Source organism: Sphingomonas piscis (assembly GCF_011300455.1).
Lineage (GTDB): Bacteria > Pseudomonadota > Alphaproteobacteria > Sphingomonadales > Sphingomonadaceae > Sphingomicrobium > Sphingomicrobium piscis.
Map to the genome: position 1 here is coordinate 1,476,704 of NZ_CP049869.1, position 14,378 is coordinate 1,491,081.

General features: G+C 64.5%; 11 protein-coding genes. 10 read left to right on the forward strand and 1 reads right to left on the reverse strand.

All coding sequences use genetic code 11. The features are described 5' to 3' along the window. Nucleotides 1–23: 23 nt before the first annotated feature. From gyrB to G7077_RS07410, 4 genes are read left to right on the forward strand one after another with little or no spacing between them, the layout of a single operon-like run. The gene (gene gyrB, locus G7077_RS07395) at nucleotides 24–2,537 is read left to right on the forward strand and encodes a DNA topoisomerase (ATP-hydrolyzing) subunit B (RefSeq protein ID WP_166411140.1); all 2,514 of its coding nucleotides are present in this window, start codon (nucleotides 24–26) and stop codon (nucleotides 2,535–2,537) included. Between the two features lie 44 nt (nucleotides 2,538–2,581). Continuing rightward, on the forward strand, nucleotides 2,582–3,346 hold the full coding sequence (locus tag G7077_RS07400; RefSeq protein WP_206367738.1) for an endonuclease/exonuclease/phosphatase family protein: 765 nt from the start codon (nucleotides 2,582–2,584) through the stop codon (nucleotides 3,344–3,346). A gap of 5 nt (nucleotides 3,347–3,351) precedes the next feature. Continuing rightward, nucleotides 3,352–3,606: a 4a-hydroxytetrahydrobiopterin dehydratase gene (locus tag G7077_RS07405; protein ID WP_166411142.1), complete on the forward strand. Its 255-nt coding sequence runs from the start codon at nucleotides 3,352–3,354 to the stop codon at nucleotides 3,604–3,606. Between the two features lie 37 nt (nucleotides 3,607–3,643). Next, nucleotides 3,644–4,153, forward strand: a complete 510-nt coding sequence (locus G7077_RS07410; RefSeq protein WP_246167100.1) for a flavin reductase family protein — start codon at nucleotides 3,644–3,646, stop codon at nucleotides 4,151–4,153. Here G7077_RS07410 and G7077_RS07415 read toward each other — a convergent pair. Beyond that, on the reverse strand, nucleotides 4,150–5,085 hold the full coding sequence (locus G7077_RS07415; RefSeq protein ID WP_166412392.1) for a DUF808 domain-containing protein: 936 nt from the start codon (nucleotides 5,083–5,085) through the stop codon (nucleotides 4,150–4,152). The two genes, G7077_RS07410 and G7077_RS07415, sit on opposite strands and share 4 nt — an antisense overlap. 55 nt (nucleotides 5,086–5,140) lie before the next feature. Here G7077_RS07415 and serS point away from each other — a divergent pair, with 55 nt between their 5' ends. From serS to chrA, 6 genes are all read left to right on the forward strand, one after another. Next, complete coding sequence (serS, locus tag G7077_RS07420) at nucleotides 5,141–6,400, forward strand: serine--tRNA ligase (RefSeq protein WP_166411144.1); 1,260 nt, start codon at nucleotides 5,141–5,143, stop codon at nucleotides 6,398–6,400. Between the two features lie 146 nt (nucleotides 6,401–6,546). Next, nucleotides 6,547–7,098 carry an alpha/beta fold hydrolase gene (locus tag G7077_RS07425; protein ID WP_166411145.1) on the forward strand — a complete coding sequence of 184 codons (552 nt, stop codon included), beginning with the start codon at nucleotides 6,547–6,549 and terminating at the stop codon, nucleotides 7,096–7,098. Nucleotides 7,099–7,249: 151 nt separating this feature from the next. Next, nucleotides 7,250–9,550 (forward strand): PAS domain-containing protein, encoded by a 2,301-nt coding sequence (locus tag G7077_RS07430; protein ID WP_166411146.1) that lies wholly within the window; start codon nucleotides 7,250–7,252, stop codon nucleotides 9,548–9,550. A 91-nt stretch (nucleotides 9,551–9,641) separates the two neighbouring features. Further along, complete coding sequence (locus tag G7077_RS07435) at nucleotides 9,642–10,406, forward strand: sulfite exporter TauE/SafE family protein (RefSeq protein WP_166411147.1); 765 nt, start codon at nucleotides 9,642–9,644, stop codon at nucleotides 10,404–10,406. A gap of 58 nt (nucleotides 10,407–10,464) precedes the next feature. Further along, complete coding sequence (locus G7077_RS07440) at nucleotides 10,465–12,984, forward strand: TonB-dependent receptor (protein WP_166411148.1); 2,520 nt, start codon at nucleotides 10,465–10,467, stop codon at nucleotides 12,982–12,984. Nucleotides 12,985–13,002: 18 nt separating this feature from the next. Next, a complete protein-coding gene (gene chrA / locus G7077_RS07445; RefSeq protein WP_166411149.1) occupies nucleotides 13,003–14,373 on the forward strand; it encodes a chromate efflux transporter in 1,371 nt (456 codons plus the stop codon). The last annotated feature ends 5 nt before the right edge of the window (nucleotides 14,374–14,378 follow it).

Below are 14,378 nucleotides of genomic sequence, written 5' to 3' on the forward strand. Positions count from 1 at the left end.
CGAGTCCCTATATCGGATCCTCTATGGCAAGTGATCCCAATCAGAACAGCTACGGCGCCGATTCCATCAAGGTTTTGAAGGGGCTGGACGCCGTCCGCAAACGGCCCGGAATGTATATCGGCGATACCGACGACGGGTCGGGCCTGCACCATATGGTGTTCGAAGTTTCCGATAATGCCATCGACGAGGCGCTGGCGGGTCACTGCGACCGCATTCTCATTCAGCTGAACCCCGACGGCTCGGTCACGGTCGAGGACAATGGCCGCGGCATCCCGACCGGCATCCACCCCGAAGAGGGCGTGTCGGCGGCCGAGGTCATCATGACCCAGCTTCATGCCGGCGGTAAGTTCGAGAACACCAGCGACGACAATGCCTACAAGGTGTCCGGCGGCCTCCACGGCGTTGGCGTGTCGGTCGTCAACGCCCTCTCCGAGTTCCTCGACCTTCGCATCTGGCGCGACGGCGAGGAGCATTACATGCGCTTCGCCCATGGCGATGCGGTGGCGCCGCTGAAGGTCGTCGGCCCCGCGCCGGAAGGAAAGAAGGGCACCAGCGTGACCTTCCTGCCGAGCCCCGCCACCTTCAAGATCACCGAGTTCGATTTCGAAAAGCTCGAGCATCGGTACCGCGAGCTCGCCTTCCTGAATTCCGGCGTCCGCATCCTGCTTGCCGACGCGCGCCACGAAGAGCGTGTGGAGCATGAGCTGTACTACGAGGGCGGCATCGCGGCCTTCGTCAAATATCTCGACCGGGCCAAGAACGCGCTCTTTCCCGAGCCGATCGCCATTTCCGCCGTGCGCGACGGCATCGGCATCGACGTCGCGCTGGAATGGAACGACAGCTATTACGAAAATGTCCTGCCGTTCACGAACAACATTCCGCAGCGCGACGGCGGCACCCACATGGCCGCTTTTCGCGCGGCGCTGACCCGCACCATCAACAATTATGCCGAGAAATCTGGCCTTCTGAAGAAGGAGAAGGTTAGTCTCACCGGCGACGACATGCGCGAGGGCCTGACCGCCATCGTGTCCGTCAAGCTGCCCGACCCCAAGTTCAGCAGCCAGACCAAGGATAAGCTCGTCAGCTCCGAGGTACGCCAGCCGCTCGAAAGCTTGATGACCGACAAGATGACGGAGTGGCTGGAGGAGAACCCCCAGAACGCACGCGCGATCATCCAGAAGGTGATCGACGCCGCTGCCGCCCGCGAAGCGGCCCGCAAGGCGCGCGAGGCTACCCGCAAGTCGGTGATGGGCGTCGCCTCGCTGCCGGGCAAGCTTGCCGACTGCCAGGAGCGGGACGCGACCAAGTGCGAACTGTTCCTGGTCGAGGGTGACAGCGCCGGAGGCTCCGCCAAGCAGGGCCGCAATCGCAACAACCAGGCGATCCTGCCGCTGAAGGGCAAGATCCTGAACGTCGAGCGTGCGCGCATGGACCGCATGCTCTCGTCAAAGGAAGTCGGCACTATCATCCAGGCGCTCGGCACCGGCATCGCGACCGGCATGGACCGCACCGGCTTCGACGTCGAAAAGCTCCGCTATCACAAGATCGTGATCATGACGGACGCAGACGTCGACGGCGCCCACATCCGCACGCTTTTGCTGACCTTCTTCTACCGTCAGATGCCGGAGCTGATCGAGAACGGGCACCTCTTCATCGCTCAGCCGCCGCTCTACAAGGTCGCGCGCGGCCGGTCGGAGGTCTATCTCAAGGACGATGCGGCGCTCGACGAATATCTGGTCGACGCCGGCCTTGACGGCCTGAACCTCGAAGGTCCGGACGGGCAACGCACGGGGCAGGACCTGCGCTCGCTGGTCGACCATGCCCGCCGCATGCGCACCCTGATGCGCTACGCGCCGCGCAAATATGACCCGGCGCTGATCGAGGCGCTGGCGATCAACGGCGCGCTCGATCCCGAGCTCAAGGACGGCGCGCGCGCTGAAGCCATTGCCCGCGTGGCCGCCTGGCTAGGCGCGGCCGATCTCGAAGCCGTCTGGTCTGGCGAGATTGCGGCCGAGGGCGGTTATTTGCTGAAGCGCCTGTGGCGCGGCGTCACCGATGCCTATATCTTCGAACCGGCGTTCCTGATCTCGGCCGAGGCCCGCAAGCTTCACGCATTGGCCGCCGAGCAGCTCGAGGCCTACTCCGGCCCCTCGACTCTCCGCACGATGAAGAAGGGTGCCGCCCAGCAGGAGCCGACCGTCGGCGCCGGCGAAGGTGAGGAAGCGGCCGAGCAGGCGGAAGCCGACACCAAGGGCAAGCCGGTGGCTATCTCCCGCCCGTCCGAACTGCTCGACGCAGTGCTCGCCGCCGGCCGCAAGGGCCTGTCGATCCAACGCTACAAGGGTCTTGGCGAGATGAACGCCGAGCAATTATGGGAAACGACGCTCGACCCCGCCAACCGCTCGCTCCTTCGGGTGGAGGTCAGCCAGGCGGACGTCGCCGACGAAATTTTCACCCGCCTGATGGGCGACGTCGTCGAACCGCGCCGCGAATTCATTCAGGAAAACGCGCTCAGCGTCGCCAACCTCGACGTTTGAGGAACCTTGGCGGCAGCAGTGCAGTTGGCGGCAGCGTGACTGGCATGCCGACGATTACCGTTGCGTCCTACAATATGCGCAAGGCGATCGGCACCGACCGGCGCCGCGATCCGCAGCGCGTGCTCGACGTGCTTCATGAGATCGACGCCGATGTCGTCGCGCTCCAGGAGGCCGACAAGCGCTTCGGTGGCCGCGCCTCGGCCGTGCCGCATGACCTCATCGATACGCACGGCGTCTACAAGGCGGTGCACCTCGGCGTCCGCCACCGCCGCCACCTCGAACGCATCCCCGGCGGCGCGAAGGCAGAGCAGTGGATGAAGATCAACACCCGCAACATCGGCTGGCATGGCAACGCCATCCTGGTGAAAAAGAATATCGGCGTCATCGAGGTGGCGGCGCTGGAGCTTCCGACGCTGGAACCGCGTGGCGCCGTGATGGCGGAGCTTCTGCTGGACGGCGATCGCCCCTTCCGCGTCGTCGGCCTGCACCTCGACCTGTCTGGCCTGTGGCGGCGGCGGCAGATGCGGGCAATTCTCGATGCGATCGCCGACCGGCCGCAGCAAATGCCGACGGTACTGATGGGCGACACCAACGAGTGGCGGGCGGAGGCCGGCTGCCTGCGCGAGGTCGCGCAAACCTATCAGATCGCACCGACCGGCCCGAGCTTCCACTCCCGCCACCCGGTCGCCTGCCTCGACCGAATCATCGTCGACAAGAGCTTGCGGATCGAGGCGTCGGGCGTCCACATGAGCCATTCGGCCCGCCGCGCCTCCGATCACCTGCCGATCTGGGCCCGGCTCGCGGCTTGAGGGAGATGAGCATGGAAACGCCCGAAGGCTGGACGATCGCTGGCGACGCACTGACCCGGACGTTCAAGTTCAAGGACTTTTCGGAAGCGTTCGGCTTTCTGACGCGCGTCGCCATGCACGCCGAGACCAAGGATCATCATCCCGAGTTCACCAGCGTCTGGAACCGCGTCGACTTCCGCCTGACCAGCCATGATGCGGGCGGCGTCACCCAGCGCGACGTCGACCTGGCAGGGGCAATCAACCGTTTGGCAGGTCAGTGAAGCTGGAGCATCCGGCGCCAATGACTATAGCGGGCTGATGGCAGACGAACCCCGCGAATATCGGACCGGCAGCGATCCCCGCACCCTGCGCGACGCGCTCGGCTGCTTCGCGACCGGGGTGACCATCGTCACCTGCATCGATGGCGACGGCAAGCCGGTCGGGTTCACGGCCAACAGCTTCACCTCCGTCTCGCTCGACCCACCGCTGCTGCTGGTCTGCATCCACAAAAGCGCCGCCTGCGCGCCATGCCTTACCGATGCCAGCCACTTCGCCGTCAACGTACTGCAGAATGAACAGCAGCCTGCCTCCATACGATTTTCAACCCGGGATCAGGATCGCTTCGGCTCCACACCATGGTCGGAGGGCGAGTTCGGCCCGCCGATTTTGAAGGACTCACTAGGCGTTTTCGAGTGCGAGCGGTTCGAGGTTCATGAGGGCGGCGATCACCACATCGTTGTCGGCAAAGTGCTGAAGGCCAGCTTCGACGCCAGCCTCGATCCCCTGCTCTACTTCCGCGGCAGCTATCGCAGGCTCCACTTCGACTAGTGGGCAGCTGCCTTCTTGCGCGGGATGACGTGCAGGATGGCAACGATGACACCCCCGACCACCGCGCCGACGATCGCGCCGCCGATCGCATGGGCCAGCCAATTCAGGAAGCCGCCATCGCCGCCGACCGCATGGGCGACATGGTCGACGGTATCTGGAATGAACTCCAGGATGTGCATCTCGTGCAGCCCGTGAACCAGGATGCCGCCGCCGACCCAGAGCATCGCGGCGGTGCCGACCACGCCAAGCACGGCAAGCAGCTTCGGCACCACCTGGACCAGCCCGCGTCCGAACGCCTGGGCCCCGCCGCTCCGCCGCTTGGTCATGTGAAGGCCGATGTCGTCCAGCTTCACGATGAGGGCGACGACGCCGTAGACGGCAACGGTGATGGCGATGCCGACCGCGGCCAGTGCCGCCGCCATGCTCCAAAGGTTCAGCTCGCGAAGCTCGGCCAGGGAGATGGCCATGATTTCGGCCGACAGGATGAAGTCGGTGCGGATGGCGCCGCTGACCTGGCGCTTTTCAAGTTCCTGCGGCGTTTCCGCCTCCATCAGCTCCGCCTCGGCATGATGGTCGCCAGTCACTTTCTCGACGATCTTCTCCGTCGCCTCGAACGCCAGGTAAGCGCCGCCTACCATGAGCAGCGGAACGATCAGGAATTCAGCGAACGCCAATAACAGAAGCGCGCCTGGCAAGAGGATCAGCAGCTTGTTCTTCAACGACCCAAGGGCGATCTTGCCGATGATCGGCAATTCGCGGTCGGGCGTGAAGCCGGTCACGTAGTTCGGCGTGACCGCCGTATCGTCGATCACGACGCCAGCGGCCTTGGTTCCGGCTTTGCCGACCGCGAGGCCGATATCGTCGACGGACGAGGCGGCGATCTTGGCGATGGTGGCGACGTCGTCGAGAAGGGCGATGAGTCCGGATGGCATGACGGTTCGATAGGCGAACTTGCCCTCCACGCGCAATTCGCGCATCCGCCCATCCATGCTGGGACTGGATTTCATCAAGGCCAACCGCGAGGCCGTCGAGCGCGCGATTGCGCAGAAGAATGTTGGACTCGATCTCGATGCTCTGCTCACCCTCGAGGGTGAGGTCCGCGGACTCAAGACTGAGATCGACCAGCTCCGCGCCGAGCGCAACGCGATCAGCGCAGGCTTCAAAAGCGCGGCGCCGGAAGAAAAAGCGGAGCTAGGCCGCCGGGCCAAGGAAGCAGGTGCCCGCGCCGGGGAACTCGAAGGCCATCTCGCCGAGAAGCAGCGCTTGCTGACGGCACTCCAGATGCGGGTGCCCAACATCCCGTACGAAGGCGCGCCGATCGGGCCCGACGAGAATAGCAATATCGTCATCCGCACCGAGGGCAGCCCACCTGAGTTCGGCTTCGAACCCCTCGACCACGTGGCACTTATCGAGAAGAATGGCTGGGCCGACCTGTCGCGGATCACCCAGGTGTCGGGGTCGCGCACCTATTGCCTGAAGGGGCGGTTGGCGCTGCTCGAAACCAAGCTGATGGCTTGGGCGCTCGAGAAGATCGCAGCCGCCGAATTCACGCCGATCACCGTTCCCGCGATCGCCCGAGACCAGGCATTCCTCAACCAGGGTCAGTTCCCCGGCCATGAGGAAGAGACCTACCAGCTCCCCAACGACGACTTGTGGCTGGCCGGCACCGCGGAGGTGGCGCTGACCTCGCTCCACTCGGGCGAAATTCTCGAATCGGGCAGCCTTCCGGTGCTTTACGCCGGCTACTCGCCCTGCTTCCGCCGCGAGGCGGGAAGCGCGGGCCGCGACGTGCGCGGGTTGCTTCGCGTCCACCAGTTCGTGAAGGTCGAGCAATATGTCATCTGCGAGGCGGACCAAGCGCAGTCGGCCGAATGGCACGCGCGCCTGCTCGAGCTGGCGGAAAGCCTGCTGACAGCGCTGGAAATCCCCTACCAGGTGATCGAAACCTCGACCGGCGACATGGGCCTCGGCAAATATCGAATGAACGATATCGAAAGCTGGGTGCCGAGCCTGGGCAAATATCGCGAAACGCATAGCTGCTCGACGCTTCACGACTGGCAGGCGCGCCGGGCGAACATCCGTTACCGCGACAGGGACGGCAAGGTTCGGTTCGCCCACACGTTGAACAACACGGCGCTCGCCTCGCCGCGCATTCTTGTCCCATTGCTGGAGAACCACCAGACGGAAAACGGCCGGGTACGCCTGCCTAGGGTGCTTCAGGAGCTGATGGGCGGAGAGTTTCTCTGACTTTCACCGGCGACGATCGTCCCCCGCCCGGCATCCGCCGGGTCGGCGAGGCGACGTGGCTGGCAGCTCGGTTTTGGCGTGGGTTCGGCAACGTCGGGCCGCATGGCCCGGCAGACGGACCCCCGGCGCTGGTTATTCCGGGCTGGATGGCGGGAGACCGCACATGCATCGAACTTCATCGGGCGCTCGGGGAAGCGGGTTGGCGTGTACATCCGTGGCGGCTCGGACTGAACAAGCGCGTCGAGCCGGATACGCTGGAGCGCCTGGAGCGCTGCATCGACCGGATCGGCGGGAAGGAACCGGTGCTGATCGTGGGCTGGAGCCTCGGCGGCTTGTATGCCCGCGAACTTGCCCGGCACTGCCCTGCCAAGGTGAAGGCGGTCGTCACTCTCGGCTCGCCATTTTCCGGCAGCCTTCGCCAGAACAATGTGTGGCGATTGTACGAGTGGGTCGCCGGGCATAGCGTCGACAATCCACCGGTGCCCAGGATCACCGACAAACCGCCCGTGCCGACCCTTGCTCTGTGGTCGCGGCGGGACGGAATCGTTGCCCCGCGGTCGGCCCGCGGGCTGCCGCTCGAGCGGGACCGAGAAGTGGAACTCGGCTGCAGCCACATGGCCTTCGCCATTTCGAAGAATGCGACCCGGCGGGTCGCTCGGGAAATCGAACTCTTCCTGAACGACGGCGGGGTTGCCTAGCCCGAGGCCAGGGTGACTTCGTCTCGCGCACTTGCGTAAGTCGCTGATTGGGGAGCAATATCACCGCAATGGATACAGGGGGGTATCGAAGCCGGGCGAGTCGCCTGATGCCGTAGGCACGGTTCCGCAATCTTCGGAACCGCGGTCGTCATTGCCGCTGGACCTGCTTGATCCTTCCAACATGCTGGCAATCGCCGACATGTTGCCGGTGATGATCAATTTCGTCGACGAGAGCCACGTCGTCCGTTTTCTCAACACACCTCTCGCCGAGTGGATGGGCGAGCCGCGTGAGCGATATCTCGGCCGTCACGTGCGCGAGATGGTCGGTGAGCAAGCGTACGCGGAGCGGCGGCCGTTGATGGATGCGGCGCTGGCTGGTCAGAAGCAGTGGTTCATTTCCGATTTCAATCACCCGACGCGCGGTCCGCTGGCGCTTCAGCTGGAATATCTGCCGTGGGTCGGCCCGGAGGCCAAGATCCGGGGCGTCATCGTCCTTCTGACAGACGTAACGGAGCAGCGCGCGACCGAGCGCGCCCTGCGCGAAAGCGAGGCGCGGTTCCGCCGGATCGCCAACTCTGCTCCGGCGCTGATGTGGGTTACGCGGGCCGACCGGGTGCGCGATTTCGTGAACGATGCCTATGCCGAGTTCGTCGGCCTAAAGGGCGAGGCGGCGAGGCTGTTCGACTGGCGCGACGCGATCCATTCCGACGATCGCGACCGGGTCATGCGGGAAAGCCTGGCGGGAGAAGCCTCGGGCAAGCCGTTCACGCTTGAAGCGCGCTATCGCCGCGCGGACGGCGAGTATCGGTGGCTTCGCAGCGTCTCGTCGCCTCGGTACGACGCGGATGGACGGCTGATGGGCTTCATCGGCGTTGCAAGCGACATTACCCTTTCCAAACATGCGGAAGACCAGCTGAAGGCGCAGGTCGAGGAACGCACTGCCAAGCTGGCGGCGAGCGAAGCGCGGTTCCGCTCCATCTTCGACACCGTGCAGGAAGTGCTCGTTCTTCTCGACCCCAAGGGCAATGTGGTCGAGATGAACCGCAAGAAGGCACCGTGGCGTGCCGACGATCTTCGGCGCTCGGTCGGCCGGAAGGTTTGGGAAAGCGCCACCTTGAAAGCCTATCCGCAGCATATCCCGATGATCAGGGACGCGGTGCGCCGCGCCGCGCGCGGCAAGACTTTCATGGCCGAGGTGCCGATGGAGCGGCCCGGCGTTCCTACGACCTACCTCGACCTGTCGGTGCAGCCGGTGCGTGGCGACGATGGTACGGTCATCTACCTGCTCCTCGAAGCGCGCGATGTCACCGACCTCAAGGCTGCGCAGGAACAACTCCGCCAAAGCCAGAAGATGGAAGCCCTAGGCCAGCTGACCGGAGGCATTGCGCACGATTTCAACAATTTGCTGACCGTGGTGGTCGGCGGTCTCGACATCATCTGCAAGCGCTCGAGCGACGACAAGGTGAAGCGCTATGCCGAGAACGCGCTTGCGGCCGCCGAACGGGGCGCCCGGCTGACCGGGCAGTTGCTGGCGTTTAGCCGCGTTCAAAGGCTTGAGGTGAAGCCGACTCCGGTGACGCCGTTGATCGAGGACATGCGGCCACTCCTGCGCAATGTTCTGGGGCCGGGCATAGAGAAGCGCTTCGAACTGGATGCCGAGGGTATGTGGGTCATGGCCGATCCAACCCAGTTGGAAGTCGCGCTCCTCAACCTTGCGATCAACGCCAGGGATGCCATGGCCGACGGCGGGATCCTTACCTTCCGCTCCCGATCCGTGCGCGTTCGGCGCGATAGCGAGCTGGAACCGGGCGACTATGTCGAACTGTCGATCGCGGATACCGGCAGCGGAATGACGGAGGAGGTGATCGCCCGCGCCTTTGAACCCTTCTTCACCACCAAGGAAGTCGGCAAGGGTACCGGGCTTGGGCTGTCGATGGTCTATGGCATGGCGCGGCAGTCGGGCGGCACGGCGCGTATCGAAAGCCGCGCCGGCGAAGGGACAACGGTGAAGCTGCTGTTCCGGGTTGCGCAATCGGGCGATCAGCAGATGGATGCGGGCGAGCCGATCGCCGATCACCTCACCCATCGCAGCCGACCGGCCAGCATTCTCGTGATCGACGACGATCCCGATGTCCGGCAGTTCGTCGTCACGAGCCTGGAAGAGGAAGGGTTCGACGTTCGCGATGCCAGCGACGGCTTCGAAGGCCTGCGCCTGTTCAGCCAGGAGGCGGCGGACCTCGTCGTCCTGGATTTCGTCATGCCGAGCATGTCCGGCGCGGAGGTCGCAAGCCGAATTCGGGTTCAACGGCCCGAACAGGCCATCCTGTTCGTGTCCGGCTACAACGAAACCGACGCGGTGCGCCGGGTGGCACCGGACGCGCCATTGCTGGCCAAGCCGTTTCGCGCAGGTGCCCTCGTCAAAGCGGTCCGAAGCGCGCTCATCGACGGTTGACTTAATTTCCTATTGCCTAGTAGACAACTAGGGAATACTGAACGGCCACGTAGCCGCGAATCGGCTACGCTTGCGTGGGTTCAGGGGCTTGATGGTCGATTTCGTGCACCAGTATGGGCTGGCGTTGCTGCCGTTCATTCTTGCCGGCTTTGCCGCGCAGATGGTCGACGGCGCACTCGGCATGGCCTTTGGGGTCATCTCCAACACCATCCTGCTGAGCCTGGGCGTGCCGCCGGCGGCTGCCTCCGCCGGAACGCATACCGTTGAGACGTTCACGACCGGGGCTTCGGGTCTCAGCCACCTTTTCCACGGCAATATCGACTGGAAACTGTTCGCCCGGATCGCCATCCCGGGCATGATCGGCGGTGCGCTCGGTGCCTACGTTCTTACCCAATTTCATGCCGACGATGCCAAGCCGTTCGTGCTTGGGTATTTGGGTCTGATCGGACTGTACCTGATCTGGCGCGGCTTCCATTACCCGCCCGAGCATAAGGCGCCGAAGATTGTGGAGCCGCTCGGCCTCATCGGCGGATTCATGGATGCGGCCGGCGGCGGTGGCTGGGGCCCGATCGTGACGGGTAACCTGCTCGTTCAAGGTGCCGAACCGCGCAAAACCATCGGCACCGTAAGCGCTGCCGAGTTCCTGCTGGCGCTCACCGTATCGATCACCTTTCTTGCGACCATGGGATTGGCGGCTTTCACGACCGCCACCCTCGGCCTGCTGATCGGCGGGGTGGTGGCGGCGCCGCTCGCTGCCTGGGCTGCCAAGAAGGCGCTTCCCAAACTCCTGCTGGTCTTCGTGGGCGTGCTGCTCACCCTCACCAGCGCCTACGGAATCTATCAGGCGGTCGCCTGATGCACGCTCACCTAACCACTACGGCGCCCGCGCCGTCCACGACGCACCGGAGACCTTCATGATCAATCCCCTTTCCATCAGCGCCCTGGCCTTGGCCGCCGCACAAGGTCAGCCGGCCCCGGCGCCTGCTGCCGATGCCGCGACAAGCGAGGCAGCAACGGTGGCCGGCGCGGGTGCGCTCGCGACCACGACGACGGCTGCGGCGCAGGACACTGCGGCATCGGAGCCTACCCAGAGCCGCGGCGACGTGATCATCGTTACCGCGCGCCGCCGCACGGAGGCCGCCCAGGCGGTGCCGCTCGCCATCTCCGTCATCAGGGGCGACAGCATCGAGGCGACGGGCAACTTCAATGTGGTGAAGCTGCAGCAGCTCGCACCGACGCTGCAGGCCTACACGACCAATCCGCGCAACACGTCCATCAACATCCGCGGCCTTGGCGTCCCCTACGGCCTGACCAGCGACGGTTTCGAACAGGGCGTCGGCATCTATGTCGACGACGTCTACAATTCGCGCGTCGCGGCGGCGACGTTCGACTTTCTCGACGTGGCACAGGTCGAGGTGCTGCGCGGACCGCAGGGCACGCTCTACGGCAAGAACACGACCGCCGGTGCAATCAACATCACGACCAATCAGCCGACTTTCGACTTCGAAGCCGGTGCCGAGCTGACTGTCGGCAACCTCAACCTGAAGCAGGGCAAGGCCTTCGTATCCGGCCCGATCACCGACAAGGTGGCGGCGCGCTTCGCTGTTGCGGCAACGAGCCGCCGTGGCACCATCTACAATGTCACCACCGACCGCTGGATCAACGAACAGGATAATCTGGGTCTCCGCGGACAGTTGCTGTTCAAGCCGACGGACGATCTCAGCATCACCCTGGCTGGGGATTACAGCCGCCAGGATCCGGAATGCTGCGGCACCGTGTTCGTCCGCGTCGGAACCACCCAGCGGGCGCTGAACCGTCAGTATGATGCGCTGGTCGCCGCCGTGAACGCCGCCAATCCCGGGCGGAACTATGCGGTGCCGAGCCGCAATCCGTACGACCGCCTCGCCGACCTCGATTCGCCGCTGAATGCCGGCAACAAGATCGGCGGCCTGTCGGCGCGTGTGAACTGGGATCTCGGCCCGGGGCGGCTGACATCCATTACCGCCTGGCGCTTCTGGGACTGGAAGCCGGAAAACGACCGCGACTTCACGGGCCTGTCGATAGTCAAGGCGTCGAACAATCCGTCTCAGCAGGACCAGTACAGCCAGGAGTTCCGCTACAGCTACGAAGGGCAGAAGATCGACTTCGTCGCCGGCTTGTTCGGCTTCAAGCAGAGGATCGATACCCAGGGCCTTGAGCAGCAGGGCAGCGATGCCAGCCGCTGGAGCCTGACCGGTGCGCAGGCCAGCAACCCGGCCATCCTCAACAATCTTACCGCGAACAACACGCAATTCCTGAAGAGCACCAGCGCCGCCTTGTTCGGTCAGCTGAGCTGGAAGGTCACCGACGCGCTGACGATCCAGCCGGGCGCCCGGATCAACTATGACAAGAAGACCGGTTTCTACGAACGGGTCGTCACCAACGGCGCTGGCCAAGTGATCAGCTGCTCACCGGCGCCGGCCGCCGGCAGCGTGCTTGCGGCCCAGTGCGGCATCTACCAGCCGCAGCGGACGGAGCCGTCGGTCAGCGACTGGAACTTCAGCTACGATCTGAACGTCAACTACAAGGTCGCGCGCGACGTGCTCGCCTACGCAACCTACGCCAAAAGCTTCAAGACGGTCGGGATCAACCAGAACGGGTTGCCGCTCAACGCCGACAACACCCCCAACCTCGACGCCAGCACCGTCGATCCTGAATCGGTCCGGCATTTCGAAGTCGGGTTGAAGACCCAGTTCCTCGACCGCCGGGCGACGTTCAACGTCGCGGCGTTCCGGACTGAGATCAAGGACTTCCAGGCGACGGTGAACGGCGGCCAGTTCGGCACCGTTCGCGGCTATCTCGCCAACGCCGAAAAGGTCCGGACGCAGGGCTTTGAAGCCGACTTCAAGATCCGCGCCAACGACCGCTTCACGGCTTATGTCAACGGTGCCTACACCGACGCCAAATATGTGAAGTTCACCAGCGCGCCCTGCCCGCCCGAACTTTCCGGTGGGACATTTGTTGCCGCCAACGGCTCCCAGCAGCCGGGACCGGCGGGCGTTCCGGGCTCGCTGAGCCCGCGGCAGTGCGACATTTCAGGGCAGCAGTTGCCCGGCGTGTCCAAGTGGGCTGCGTCCTTCGGCGCCGAGGCGAACATCCCCGCCAACATTCTTGCCAAACAGGGGCAGGCCTATGTCGGTGTCGACGGCAGCTATCGGTCCGACTGGAACTCCAATGCGTCGCCGTCGATCTATACGGAAGTGCAGGGCTATGCGTTGGTCAACTTCCGCGCCGGTTTCCGCTCGGGCGGCTTCGACCTGTTCGGCTGGGTCCGCAACGCACTCGACAAGGATTATATCGAAACGCTGCAGGTCGCGCCCGGCAATACCGGCCTGATTGCCGGCACCCCGGGAGACCCGCGCACCTACGGCCTGACGTTGAAGTCGCGCTTCTAGGCAGCGAGGTCAAAGCGGATGGGGGCAGAACCGCACGGCATTTCTTTCGGCGAGGCTAGCCGGACCTGGGCGCGAGTGGCCGCGCTCAGCTTCGGCGGCCCTGCCGGCCAGATCGCGGTGATGCACCGCATTCTGGTCGAGGAGAAGCGCTGGATCGGGGAGGAGAGATTCCTCCATGCGCTCAATTACTGCATGCTCCTGCCGGGGCCAGAGGCGCAGCAGCTTGCAACCTACATCGGCTGGCTGCTGCACAGGACCAAGGGCGGGCTGGTTGCCGGCGCCCTGTTCGTCCTGCCGGGCTTTGTGGCGATATTGGCCCTAAGCTTCGTCTACGCCCTGCTGGGCAGGGTGCCCTTGGTCGACGGCATCTTCTTCGGTCTGAAAGCGGCTGTGATCGCCATCGTCTTGCAAGCCGTGGTGCGAGTGTCGGCAAGGGCGCTGAAGAGCAATGCGATGCGGCTGATCGCGGTCGCCGCCTTCGTCGCCATCTTTATCTTCGACCTGCCGTTCCCACTGATCATCATCGCCGCCGGTCTCCTGGGGTTCGCGGGGTCGAAGCTCAACCTGAGCGGCTTTGTGGGCGGTGCCGGCCATGCCGCAAGCAAGGGGCCGCGTGTCGAGGACAGTGAGACCGCACTCGGAAGTGAACTTCCGGCGCATGCCCGGCCCGACCTCGCCTGGTCGCTCAAGATTTCCCTCGCCCTGGCGTTCGCATGGCTTGCTCCGGTTGCGGCATTGCTTGCGATCCTCGGACCCGACGATGTGTTCAGCCGGATCGCCGTCTTCTTCAGCCAGATGGCGGTGGTGACCTTTGGCGGTGCTTACGCCGTGCTCGCTTATGTTGCGCAGGAAGCCGTGCAGACCTTTGGCTGGCTTCAGCCCCACGAAATGATCGACGGCCTCGGAATGGCGGAATCCACGCCGGGCCCGCTGATCATGGTCACCCAGTTCGTCGGCTTTCTCGCCGCGTTCCGATACGCATCCGGGCTGGACCCACTGCTCGCCGCAACCCTTGGCGCGGTTCTCACGACCTGGGTCACCTTCGTGCCCTGCTTCCTCTGGATCTTTCTAGGCGCACCGTTCGTCGAGCGTCTGCGCGGCAATGCGACCCTTTCGGCAAGCCTGACCGCCATCAGCGCTGCGGTCGTAGGCGTCATCCTGAACCTCGCCGTCTGGTTCGCGCTTCACGCGCTGTTCGCCAGCGTTCGGGAAGTAAGGTTCAGCGGCGGAAGCGTGGAGGTGCCGGTTCTTGGGTCATTGAACTGGCCGGCATTGCTGCTGACCGTCCTGTCGATCGTTGCCCTATTCCGACTCAGGCTTGGCGTTCCGTTGTTGCTGACCCTCGCAGCCACGACCGGGATTGCGCTTCGCCTCTCCGGCCTTGCTTGAGCAGA

Bases quoted from the DNA above. Each gene is read 5' to 3' on its own strand.
- G7077_RS07410 (WP_246167100.1), top strand. From the start codon at position 3,644: ATGGCAGACGAACCCCGCGAATATCGGACCGGCAGCGATCCCCGCACC.
- G7077_RS07400 (WP_206367738.1), top strand. From the start codon at position 2,582: ATGCCGACGATTACCGTTGCGTCCTACAATATGCGCAAGGCGATCGGC.
- chrA (WP_166411149.1), top strand. From the start codon at position 13,003: ATGGGGGCAGAACCGCACGGCATTTCTTTCGGCGAGGCTAGCCGGACC.
- gyrB (WP_166411140.1), top strand. From the start codon at position 24: ATGGCAAGTGATCCCAATCAGAACAGCTACGGCGCCGATTCCATCAAG.
- G7077_RS07435 (WP_166411147.1), top strand. From the start codon at position 9,642: ATGGTCGATTTCGTGCACCAGTATGGGCTGGCGTTGCTGCCGTTCATT.
- serS (WP_166411144.1), top strand. From the start codon at position 5,141: ATGCTGGGACTGGATTTCATCAAGGCCAACCGCGAGGCCGTCGAGCGC.
- G7077_RS07425 (WP_166411145.1), top strand. From the start codon at position 6,547: ATGGCGGGAGACCGCACATGCATCGAACTTCATCGGGCGCTCGGGGAA.
- G7077_RS07415 (WP_166412392.1), bottom strand. From the start codon at position 5,085: ATGCCATCCGGACTCATCGCCCTTCTCGACGACGTCGCCACCATCGCC.
- G7077_RS07440 (WP_166411148.1), top strand. From the start codon at position 10,465: ATGATCAATCCCCTTTCCATCAGCGCCCTGGCCTTGGCCGCCGCACAA.
- G7077_RS07405 (WP_166411142.1), top strand. From the start codon at position 3,352: ATGAGCATGGAAACGCCCGAAGGCTGGACGATCGCTGGCGACGCACTG.